This is a genomic window from Rhizobium sp. Root483D2 (genome assembly GCF_001426685.1).
Taxonomy (GTDB): Bacteria; Pseudomonadota; Alphaproteobacteria; order Rhizobiales; family Rhizobiaceae; genus Pararhizobium; species Pararhizobium qamdonense.
Window position 1 is genome coordinate 63,780 of the sequence record NZ_LMFB01000008.1, and the last position, 10,847, is coordinate 74,626.

Below are 10,847 nucleotides of genomic sequence, written 5' to 3' on the forward strand. Positions count from 1 at the left end.
TTATCTTCGATTGATCCGTATCAGGCCGGATGCAGCAGGGTGAGGCTGCGGGCGGGAAGCTCGAAGTCCGCCGGCACGTCCGTACCGGTTTCCGCCGCGTCTCCAGTCGTGAGCGCACAGGCCCAGGAGCCGGAGGACGAATCCGGCAGCTTGAACGGCACGGGTCCGTCATGCGGGTTGAACAGGATCAGTGCCTCTGACCAGACGCCATCGACACCTTTAAGGTCGTCGCGGGAGAGACGCACGCCGAGCGTCGTGCCACCCTCGTCCTGCCACTGCTCTTCCGTTTGCTCGCCGCCGCCGGGATTGAACCATGTCACGGTCATGCCGTCGCGCCAGCTTTCGCGGCGCAGCAGCGGCTGGGCCGCCCGCAAGCCCGTCAGTTGACGAACGAAATCGCGCAGTTCTTCGGCGCTGCCGGGCAGGTTTTCCCAATGGACCCAGCTGATCTCGCTGTCCTGGCAGTAACCGTTATTGTTGCCCATCTGGCTGCGGCCGAACTCGTCGCCGGCAAGCAGCATCGGGGTGCCGTGGGACAAGAGCAGCGTGGCAAGCAGGTTGCGCTTCTGCCGGTCGCGAACAGCGTTGATGGCGGCATCGTCGGTGGGGCCTTCCACGCCGTAATTGGCGCTGCGGTTGTCGCTATGGCCGTCCTTGTTGTCTTCGCCGTTCGCCTCGTTGTGCTTCTCGTTGTAGGAGACGAGGTCATTGAGGGTGAAACCGTCGTGCGCCGAGATGAAATTGACGCTTGCCCACGGACGCCGACCGCGCTGGTCGTAGATATCGCCGGAGCCGAGCAGGCGGGCGGCGAAATCCGGCGCCGTGCCGTCGCCGTCCTTCCAGTAATCGCGCACGGTGTCGCGGTACTTGTCGTTCCATTCCGCCCAGCCCGGCGGAAAGCCGCCGACCTGATACCCGCCGGGGCCGATATCCCAGGGTTCGCCGACCAGCTTGGTCATGGAAAGAACCGGATCCTGCGACACCGCATCGAAGAAGCCGCCGCGCTGGTCGAACCCTTCGGGTTCCCGGCCAAGGATGGTGCCGAGATCGAAGCGGAAGCCGTCGACATGCATCTCCTCGACCCAGTAGCGCAGTGAATCCGTGACCATCTGCAGGACGCGCGGATGCGAGGTGTTGACCGTGTTGCCGGTGCCGGTGTCGTTGATGTAGTAGCGGTGGTTGTCAGGCAGGGTGCGGTAATAGGAAAAATTGTCGATGCCCTTGAAGGATAAAGTCGGGCCGAGTTCGTTGCCTTCGGCGGTGTGGTTGTAGACCACGTCCAGGATGACCTCGATGCCGCCATCGTGCAGCGCCCGCACCATGTCGCGAAAACCGTCCATGGCGCGCGGGCCATAATAGCGCGTTGCCGGTGCGAAGAAACCCAGGCTGTTATAGCCCCAGAAATTGTGCAGACCCTTTTCCGCCAGATGGCTGTCATCGGGAAAGAAATGGATCGGCAAGAGCTCGACAGAGGTGATGCCGATGCTTTTCAGATAATCGACGATCGCCTTGTGTCCGAGCCCTTCGAACGTGCCGCGCAGGTTTTCCGGAATGGCCGGGTGCAGCTGCGTGAAGCCCTTCACATGGGTTTCGTAAAAGATGGTCTTCGACCAGGGAATGTTGGGACCGCGATCGGCTTTCCAGTCATAGGCCTTAGGATCGATGATCCGGCATTTGGGCATGCCGGCAGCACTGTCGCTGTCGTTGAAGGACAGGTCCTTGTCCTCCGCTTCGAGATCATAGGCGAAATGCGCGCTCGACCAGGCGACATCGCCAACCAGTTCGCGCGCATAGGGGTCGATCAGAAGCTTGTTGGCATTGAAGCGATGGCCGTTGGCGGGATCGTAGGCGCCGTGAACGCGGTAGCCGTAGAGCGCGCCGGGCTTCAGGCCTGGAATGTAGCCGTGCCAGACTTCGTTCGTATATTCCGGCAGCTCGATGCGCGCCGTCTCGACCGCGCCGCTGTCGTCGAACAGGCAGAGTTCGACCCGCTCGGCGTTGGCGGAAAACAGGGCGAAGTTCACGCCGTCCTTATCCGGGACGGCGCCAAGCTGCTGCCACTCGCCGGGCTCTATTTTATGCTGGTTCACCTTGGCATCCACGTGCGAAAATCCCCTCTGTACAAAATCTGCCCCATCCAATTGTGCAGCGCATCATTTTGTTCCGTCCGGAAGAGCCCGGAATGCAAATATTTCGCTGTCCGGCTTGGGATCAGCTCTTGTTTGCCGTTATTGCAGCAATCTCTTTCATCCGGGCTGCAAAAACGGCGAATATTATCTTTGCCGGATTGATGTCATGATGAAACGCGCTATTTAGCGCCTGCTGCGATCTTTTTTGCAGCCGGGGCCCTCTTTTCATTTCAGGTTTTCATGCAAGCGCCTGCATCCGACACGCGATACCCGTTCCTGGCCGAGGGTGGCGAGCTTGCGGCGCTGATCCGCGATTTCGACTGGTCAAAAACCTCGATCGGCCCGCTTTCAACCTGGCCCTATCATCTGAAATCCGTCGTTGCGATCATCCTGCGCGCCAAGGTGCCGATGATCCTTTTGTGGGGCGCCGACGGCGTAATGATCTACAATGAGGGTTACGCCGCTTTTGCCGGTCAGCGTCATCCCGTTTCGCTCGGCTCGAATGTCAGGGAACATTGGCCGGAAGTGGCGGAGTTCAATGCCAATGTGCTTAAAGTGGTGCTGGGCGGCGGGACGCTTGGTTACCGCGACCAGCATCTGGTCATCGAGCGCAACGGTTCGCCGGAGGATGTCTGGCTGAACCTCGATTACAGTGCGGTGCCGGATGAGAACGGCGTGCCGGCCGGCGTGCTGGCGATCATCAAGGACACCACTCACCGGGTGCGGACCGAACAGCGCCTGCGCATTGCGCAAGAGGCAGGCGGCATCGGCACGTTCGAATGGTACCCGCAAACCGGCATGCTGGAGGTATCGGACGAATATCGCCGCATCTGGGGCCTTGCGCCCGACGTGGTGGTGACCGACAAGCTCCTGGTCGGTCTTCTGCATCCGGACGACCGGGCCAATACCGGACCGGCGAAACTCAGCCAGAGCAATCCGCTCGACTATGCCGAATACCGCCTGATCGACCCCGAAACCGGGCAGGTCCGCTGGATTGCCCGGCGCGGCGAGGTCGTATCGAGCCCCGAAAGCGGCCAGAGGCGGTTCATCGGCATTGCGTTTGATATTACCGACCGCAAATGCGCTGAGGCCGCGGTCCGCGAGGGCGAAGCGCGCTGGCGCGGCCTGTTCGAACAGATGCAGGAAGGCTTTTTTGTCGGCGAGGTCATCCGCGACCCTCAGGGCCTGATCCACGATTTCCGGTTTGTCGAAGTCAATCCGGCATTCGAAAAGCATTCCGGCGTCCCGGCCGATAGCGCTCTCGGACGCAGCGTCCGCGACGTTATTCCGATGATTTCCGACGACGTCTTTGAAGCCTATGCCGAGGTCGTCAATACCGGCATAGCGCAGGTTTTCGAGGTCCAGGTGGCAGCGCTGGATGGGCGCTGGTTCGAGGTTCGCGCCCGCAAGGCCGCGCCCGACCGGTTTGCAGCGCTTTTCGTCGATATTTCCAGCCGCAAGCTTGCCGAAAAAGCGGTCGCCGAAAGCGAGGCCCGGTTCCGCAACCTGGCGCAGTCGATGCCCAACCACGTCTGGACGGCGTCGCCGGATGGCATGCTGGACTGGTTCAACGACCGGGTCTACCGCTATAGCGGCGCGCCTGCGGGCACGCTGGATGGCGAAAACTGGGGTGTCATCGTTCATCCCGACGATATCGGCGATGCCGCCGAAGCCTGGGCCGCGGCGCGTCATACCGGTGACCAATATGAGACCAAGTTCCGGCTTCGCCGCCACGATGGCGCCTATCGCTGGCATATTGCCCGTGCCGTTTCGCTGCGTGACCGCGCTGGCCGGATAGAGAAATGGATCGGCACCAACACCGATATCCAGGAACAGAAGATCGCCGAAGCCGCGCTGGCGGAACTGGCGTCAACGCTCGAACAGCGGATCGAAGCACGCACGTCCGAATTGCTCCAGACCCAGGATGCCCTGCGCCAGAGCCAGAAGATGGAATCGATCGGTAACCTCACTGGCGGCGTCGCCCATGATTTCAACAACCTGCTGCAGGTGATCAGCGGCAATCTTCAGCTGCTTTTGAATGAAGTGCCCGGCAACGAGCGCGCCGAGCAGCGCGTCCAGAATGCCATGGCCGGCGTTGCGCGCGGCTCCAAGCTCGCTTCGCAACTGCTGGCATTCGGCCGCCGCCAGCCGCTCGCGCCGAAAGTCGTCAATATCGGCCGCCTGTTGCGCAATCTCGACGACATTTTGCGCCGGTCTCTCGGCGAGGCCATCGAAATCGAGACGATCGTCGCGGGTGGTTTGTGGAACACCCATATCGATCCCGGCAATGTCGAGAACGCGATCCTCAATCTCGCCATCAATGCCCGCGACGCGATGAGCGGGAGCGGCAAGCTGACGATCGAGGCGGGTAATGCCTATCTCGATGCCAAATATACCGAGGCTTATGCGGACGTTCCGCCCGGCCAATATGTTCTGCTGGCGGTGACCGACACTGGCTCGGGCATGGCGCCGGACATCCTGGAAAAGGTATTCGAACCCTTCTTCACCACCAAGCCGGAGGGCCGGGGCACCGGGCTCGGCCTGTCGATGGTTTATGGTTTCGTCAAGCAATCGGGCGGCCATATCAAGATCTACAGCGAACTGGGGCATGGCTCGACGATCAAGCTCTATCTGCCCCGGTCGATGCAGTCGGAAGACATTTTGATCGAGCGGGATGCGGGACCGATCACCGGCGGCAGCGAAACCATCCTCGTGGCCGAGGACGACGAAGCCGTTCGCGAAACCGTCGTCGCCATTCTCACCGACCTCGGCTACCGTGTCTTGAAGGCCAAGGATGCGCAGAGCGCGCTGACGGTGATCGAAAGCGGTGCCTCGATCGACCTCTTGTTCACAGATGTGGTCATGCCGGGCACGTTGAAAAGCCCGGAACTGGCACGCAAGGCGCGGGAACGGCTGCCGCAACTGAGCGTCCTGTTCACATCCGGCTATACCGAAAACTCGATCGTCCATTCCGGCCGCCTGGATGAAGGGGTCGAACTCTTGAGCAAGCCCTATACGCGGGAAGCTTTGGCCCGCCGGATCCGTCATGTTCTGGCAAAGGAACCGGCTGTGGCATCACCGGCGCAAACACCGGCACATGATGCTGCCGACGATCAGAAACCGGACGGAAAAAAGACGGTCCTCGTCTGCGAGGACGATTGGCTTATCCGCGCCAGCACGGTGGATATGCTGGAAGACCAGGGACATACCGTTCTGGAGGCTGCCGACGCAAAGACAGCGCTTGCCGTGCTGTCGGAAAAACCGATCGATGTGCTGGTCACGGATGTCGGGCTTCCCGATATGTCGGGGGTGATGCTGGCAGAGCGTGCCAAGGTGCTGGTTCCCGGCCTGCCGGTCATCTTCGCCACCGGCAACAGTCATGTCGAGGGCGTGACGCTCGGGCCGAATGTGCAACTGGTGGTCAAGCCTTTTTCCGGCGAGGCATTGGCGCAGGCTATTGCCCTTGTGACACGAGGGTAAAATCTCAAGACGCTTTTTCAGCAACATCCGTTCCCATAATGGAACAAAACACCGTGCGTTTTTCTTCGACGCGGGGTTGCAGGTGACAAAGCTCCCGGTGAGTGCTCTAACTTTCTAAAATGCAAGAAAGTGCCATTGCGGCGGTGTGAGCTGAGGGGTCGGCCTATGAGAGCGTCTGGTAATATCAGGCTGTTGGTCTTGCGGTTGTGGTGCTTGGCGGCTTTGGTGCTGGGTGCCGGTCTGGCGATGATCCAGCCGGCCCTTGCACAGACGGCAAATCCACAGATGGGAAGCGCACAGGCGGCAAGTCCACCGGCGAGCTCCGACAAGGTCGATCAACTGATCAAGCTGCTCGACGACCCCGAAATACGCGCGCTGCTCAACAGGCAGACGGCGGCACCCGTTGCCGACACCGATACCAATATGTCCGCGACCGAGTTCAACGCCTTTGGCGACCGGGTGCGGGATCATCTGCGTCATATCGGCCAGGCCATTCCGCTGGTTCCCTCCGAGTTCATGCGCGCGGGCGCAACCATCGCTGACGATATCAACGGCCATGGTCCCTTCGGTGTGTTCGTGCTGTTTCTGACACTGGTGGCGATCGGCCTTGGGGCTGAATGGCTGTTTCATCGCATTGCACGCCGCAGCCGCATGCATGCAAATCTGGCCCATGCGGACGGTGCGCCGGAAAACCCGCTCTATGCCGCCGGCCGGCACCTGTTTGCGCTTTTAGCCCCGCTCGTCGCGTTCAGCCTGGCAAGCCTTGGCCTGTTCATGGCGATGACATGGCCGCCGCTGCTCGATGCGCTGATGCTGCCTCTGCTTCTGGGCGTCATTGCCTGCCGTTTCGTTATCCGGATTGCCCGGCTGCTGCTGCTTGGGCCGGCGAGCGGCGCTTCCGAAGCGGCTGGCCTTGCCGCTGCCGATCACGCCTCCGGGGCCTTCTGGTACAGGCGGATCTTCTGGTTGTCGTGTATCCTGTTTGCCGGCTGGTCCCTGGCGGGCGTCATGGAAGCGTTGACCATTGCGCCGGCAGTGCGGGGCGTCGTCGTCTATGCCCTTGGTCTCGGACTGCTGCTGGTCGGTATTGAAACCATCTGGAACCGGCCGGCAGCGATCGCCCGCCCGCATGGCCGGGGCGCTGTCGAATGGGCGCTGACATTCTATCTCTGCCTGCTCTGGGTGCTCTGGGTTGCAGGTCTCGTCATCATTCTTTGGGTGGGCATCTATGCGCTGATATTGCCGGGCATTCTGAAAGCCACCACGGCAGTGTCGAGAAACGCGTTCGCGGCCCGGCCCGGAATGCCCGGCGGCAATCCCGTTATCGAGGTTCTGGTGGAACGCGGCGCGCGGGCGGCCATCATCACGCTTGCCGTGCTCTGGCTTGCCTTCATTGTCAGCAAACGCTCGTCGATGTTTACCGGCGAAGGCATGGCGGATCATATCATCCAGGGCGTTTTGGCCGGTGCGGTCATTCTGCTGGTCGCCGACATTCTCTGGCAGATCGTCAAGGCGGTGATCAACCGCACGCTGGAACAGGCCAGGAGTTCCGCGACCGGCGACACGGCGCACGGCGCGCGCAATGGGCGGCTTTTGACATTGCTGCCGCTGTTGCGGACCGTGCTGGCGGTACTGATCGCCGTCATCGCCGTGTTGATGGTTCTCTCCGGCCTTGGCGTTCAGGTGGCTCCGCTGATTGCTGGTGCCGGCATTTTCGGCGTGGCCATCGGGTTTGGTTCGCAGACCCTGGTCAAGGATGTGATCAGCGGCGTCTTCTACATGATGGACGATGCGTTCCGGGTCGGGGAATATATTCAAAGCGGCAGCTACAAGGGCACCGTAGAATCGTTCAGCATCCGCTCTGTGCGGCTGCGTCACCATCGCGGCCCGGTCTTCACCGTTCCGTTCGGTACGCTCGGTGCCGTCCAGAACATGAGCCGCGACTGGGTGATCGACAAATTCACCATCTCGGTCGGCTACGACACCGACATCAACAAGGTCCGCAAGATGGTCAAGGGTGTGGGTGCAGCGCTGCTCGAGGACGAGGAATATGGTTCGATGATCCTGGAAACCCTCAAGATGAAGGGCGTCGAACAGTTCGGCGACTATGGCATCAACCTCAGCTTCGCGATGATGACCAAACCGGGATACCAGACGACGATCCGCCGCAAGGCCTATATGATGATCCGGGAAGCATTCACAACCAACGGCATCGTCTTTGCCTCGCCCACAGTCCAGGTCGCCAGCAACGACCCGTCGGCAGCGGCAGCCGCGGCTGCGACCGTGAAGGCGGCGATGGATCAGAAAAAGCTGGCCGAAAGCGGGGAGGGTGCCTGATGGCGGGTGCTATTCCCCGTAAAGGTGGCGCAATGTCTTCAGCGTTTGTTTGAGGACTTGTGGTGGAACGATGCCCAGACGTTTGACGAGGGGTTTCCTGTCAAGCGCGCGAGACCAAAGGAGCCGCGCCTTACCATGTCAAAGCGTCGTCATCTTTACTGCCAAATTCGGACCATTCGGAAACATCATCCCCGTCTGCTGCCAGCCGTTGGGCGTCGGCGGCCCAGCCTTGTCGCGGTGACGTGATCACGCGCTCAATGATGATGCGATCCGTGTCAACGATGAGCTGAACATGATCGCCGACCGTGGCGCCCAATTCCATCAGCATTGGCTTGGGGATAATGATATACGTCGAATTGCCGGATTTCTTGACGGTGCTCAACATCGCATCCTCCAGGTAGCTGAGGTGGATTGATCCTTATCATTCAAGCGATGCAGTGACAGCCATGCTGCCCGCAATCTGGGGCATGGGTCTTTGGCTCAAGAGCCAGGGAGGAGGCCGGAATGTCTCCGGCCTTCGCTCCTGATTAGCGCTGGCGTGCCTTGCGGGCGGCATAGCGGCGATCGCGCTCGGCCTTGCGCTCGGCTTCGTCGGCAACGACGCGGGCGATGCGATCGCGGGCGGCTTCTTCGCGGGCGGCAGCTTCGGCTTTCGATTCCAGCTCGGCGGCGGCGGTCAGCGCTGCGGCTTCTGCGAGATGGCGGTCGTTTTCTTCCTGCTTCAGGCGGTCGCGTTCGGCGCGGCGGGCTTCGCGCGCAGCCGTATTGGCCTGCCGCTCGGCGAGCTTTGCTGCCAGTTCCGGGTCATCAGCCTTCGGTGCCGATGCAAACTTCTTCAAAAGCTGCTGCTTGGCTTCGGCTGCGGCTTTGCGCCGATCGGCAAAGCCATTATCGGATGCGTGTCTCAATCTTCGTCGTCCTTGTTTGTCGATTCAGGTTTGTAAATTTAGCTCTGGCCGGTCATGGCCGGGAGAACATTCGTCGCCGTGCCGGCCGGCATCTGTGTCGTTTCGCATTTTGCGCTTTCCCAAGATAGGGTGGAAGCACCAAAAAAATAGAGAGGCCGCCGTCTTTTGCGTCCTATTTCAGTAGAAATGAATGATAACAGCTATATGGCGGCCGTCAAAGCCGCGACAAACAATCAGCGTTTTGTTTGTTTTTCCGCGGCCGCCGCCTTGGCGGTTGCAGCAGCTTCCTTTTCCAGCCGCAATTCGCGCAGCCGCTGGGTCTTTGCATCCCGCTCGGCTGCCACGGCATCGATCTCGGAAATGGTCCGGCTGCGAGCCATGAACTGGGTCTGTGTCCGGCTGAACGCCGTTTCCGCCTGATCGCGGGCTTTGGTCGAATTCTCGGTCAAAATCATATCCTGGTGCTGTCGCACCGGCGTTTCGTCCAGATCGTTCTGTCGAAGACGGCGCGTGGTTTGGCGGTTTCGCCAAGAAAAAAGGCCAGGCGACGAGCCTGACCTTCCATTGGATTTCGCCTCGTCAACGATGCCAGTACATCCGTGGTCATCGGAGAGGCTACGTCCGATTTAAGCGGCCTGAAGCTGGCAAGCGGACATTTTGCCCGACTTGTTGTCGCGTTCCATCTCGTAGCCAAGCTTCTGGCCTTCGACGATTTCGCGCATGCCGGCCCGCTCGACAGCGGAGATATGGACGAATACGTCCGGACCGCCGTTGTCAGGCTGAATGAAGCCGAAGCCCTTGGTGGAATTGAACCATTTAACTGTGCCAGTGGTCATAACGAACCCTTTCAATAGCAACAAATATCCGTCACCGTACGACGCACGGTGATCAGCAGTCTCGATTTTTGAAGGGGGAAGTTCGTCAGAGACGCGGCAAGCGCGGGCAGAAACAAATATCAGTCAAACAACTATCGATGACAGGTATATAGGCTGTCCTTTACGTCCTGTCAACTTTTAGTTTTTTTGGCTGCGCCGGATAGTATTTCCGGTTGTATTCCTTTCTTCTTCCCGCGACTTTATTCGTCGCTGGAGAGGCAAAATTTCACGACCGCAACCCGGCTCTTCCTTGAACAGTGATTTTCAATTGTTCAGCAAATGACGACAATGCGTCCAGCTTTGTGTGCCTATCGAACCCCGCCGATTGAGCCCATCTATAGCGGCGACACCAAGCTCAATTAGGGCACACCACGATACCACGTATCTGAGGCGAAGTATTGGAATTGCCCGCAGCACATGTGTCTGCGGCGATCCTCAAGCGGCGCTTACAGAAGCTGGAAGGCCAAGGGAGAAACAGCATGACCGATTATGGCTATGTGCACCGGGTGAAGGCCGGCGCACCGGGAAATCCGATCTTTTTCGTCTTTCACGGGACCGGCGGCGACGAGCGGCAATTCTTCGATTTCGGCGGCGATCTGCTGGCGGATGCGACGATCGTCTCGCCGCGCGGTGACGTGTCGGAACATGGCGCGGCGCGCTTCTTCCGCCGCACCGCAGAGGGCGTCTACGACATGACGGATCTTGCCCGGGCGACCACCAAGATGGCGGAGTTCGTGGCGCGGCTCGCGGCAGAGCACGAAGCCTCCGACGTGATCGGCCTCGGCTTTTCCAACGGCGCCAATATTCTTGCCAACCTGTTGATCGAGACGAGCCTGTTTAACAAGTCGATCCTCCTGCATCCGCTCATTCCCTTCAAGCCGAAGGACAATCCGGCGCTTGCCGGAAGACACATCCTCATCACCGCCGGCCAGCGCGACCCGATCTGCCCGGCGCCGCTGACACAGGCCCTTGCCGATTATTTTACGGCGCAGAAGGCGGTGGTCGATATGGAATGGCACACGGGCGGGCATGATATCCGGCCGAACGAGATCGAGGCGATCAAGCGGTTTTTGGGGTGAGGAAACTTTGTGGACGTGTGGCACCCCCCTCTGTCGGCG

Annotated in this window: 8 protein-coding genes; 3 read left to right on the top strand and 5 right to left on the bottom strand. The window is 60.3% G+C overall.

The genetic code is table 11. From position 1 onward, the window contains the following. Positions 1-20: 20 nt before the first annotated feature. Positions 21-2,090 (bottom strand): glycogen debranching protein GlgX, encoded by a 2,070-nt coding sequence (gene glgX, locus ASD32_RS06220; RefSeq protein ID WP_244490112.1) that lies wholly within the window; start codon positions 2,088-2,090, stop codon positions 21-23. Positions 2,091-2,369: 279 nt separating this feature from the next. Between glgX and ASD32_RS06225 the strand changes: the two genes are divergently transcribed. Both ASD32_RS06225 and ASD32_RS06230 read left to right on the top strand, forming a co-directional pair. Beyond that, positions 2,370-5,609, top strand: a complete 3,240-nt coding sequence (locus ASD32_RS06225; RefSeq protein ID WP_082546664.1) for a PAS domain S-box protein — start codon at positions 2,370-2,372, stop codon at positions 5,607-5,609. Positions 5,610-5,822: 213 nt separating this feature from the next. Continuing rightward, complete coding sequence (locus ASD32_RS06230; RefSeq protein WP_244490113.1) at positions 5,823-7,946, top strand: mechanosensitive ion channel family protein; 2,124 nt, start codon at positions 5,823-5,825, stop codon at positions 7,944-7,946. Positions 7,947-8,076: 130 nt separating this feature from the next. Here the strand turns inward: ASD32_RS06230 and ASD32_RS06235 are convergent, their stop codons facing one another. From ASD32_RS06235 to ASD32_RS06250, 4 genes are all read right to left on the bottom strand, one after another. Beyond that, positions 8,077-8,331 carry an AbrB/MazE/SpoVT family DNA-binding domain-containing protein gene (locus ASD32_RS06235; RefSeq protein WP_060637155.1) on the bottom strand — a complete coding sequence of 85 codons (255 nt, stop codon included), beginning with the start codon at positions 8,329-8,331 and terminating at the stop codon, positions 8,077-8,079. A 142-nt stretch (positions 8,332-8,473) separates the two neighbouring features. Beyond that, on the bottom strand, positions 8,474-8,854 hold the full coding sequence (locus tag ASD32_RS06240; protein WP_060637156.1) for a DUF6481 family protein: 381 nt from the start codon (positions 8,852-8,854) through the stop codon (positions 8,474-8,476). Positions 8,855-9,087: 233 nt separating this feature from the next. Further along, positions 9,088-9,303: a hypothetical protein gene (locus tag ASD32_RS06245; protein WP_060637235.1), complete on the bottom strand. Its 216-nt coding sequence runs from the start codon at positions 9,301-9,303 to the stop codon at positions 9,088-9,090. A 177-nt stretch (positions 9,304-9,480) separates the two neighbouring features. Next, the gene (locus ASD32_RS06250; RefSeq protein ID WP_060637157.1) at positions 9,481-9,690 is read right to left on the bottom strand and encodes a cold-shock protein; all 210 of its coding nucleotides are present in this window, start codon (positions 9,688-9,690) and stop codon (positions 9,481-9,483) included. A 518-nt stretch (positions 9,691-10,208) separates the two neighbouring features. On the opposite strand from ASD32_RS06250, the gene ASD32_RS06255 reads away from it, so the two are divergent. Further along, entirely contained in the window at positions 10,209-10,808 is a 600-nt protein-coding gene (locus ASD32_RS06255) for an alpha/beta hydrolase (protein ID WP_060637158.1), read from the top strand. Positions 10,809-10,847: the final 39 nt, after the last annotated feature.

Bases quoted from the DNA above. Each gene is read 5' to 3' on its own strand.
- ASD32_RS06250 (WP_060637157.1), bottom strand. From the start codon at position 9,690: ATGACCACTGGCACAGTTAAATGGTTCAATTCCACCAAGGGCTTCGGC.
- ASD32_RS06255 (WP_060637158.1), top strand. From the start codon at position 10,209: ATGACCGATTATGGCTATGTGCACCGGGTGAAGGCCGGCGCACCGGGA.
- ASD32_RS06235 (WP_060637155.1), bottom strand. From the start codon at position 8,331: ATGTTGAGCACCGTCAAGAAATCCGGCAATTCGACGTATATCATTATC.
- ASD32_RS06225 (WP_082546664.1), top strand. From the start codon at position 2,370: ATGCAAGCGCCTGCATCCGACACGCGATACCCGTTCCTGGCCGAGGGT.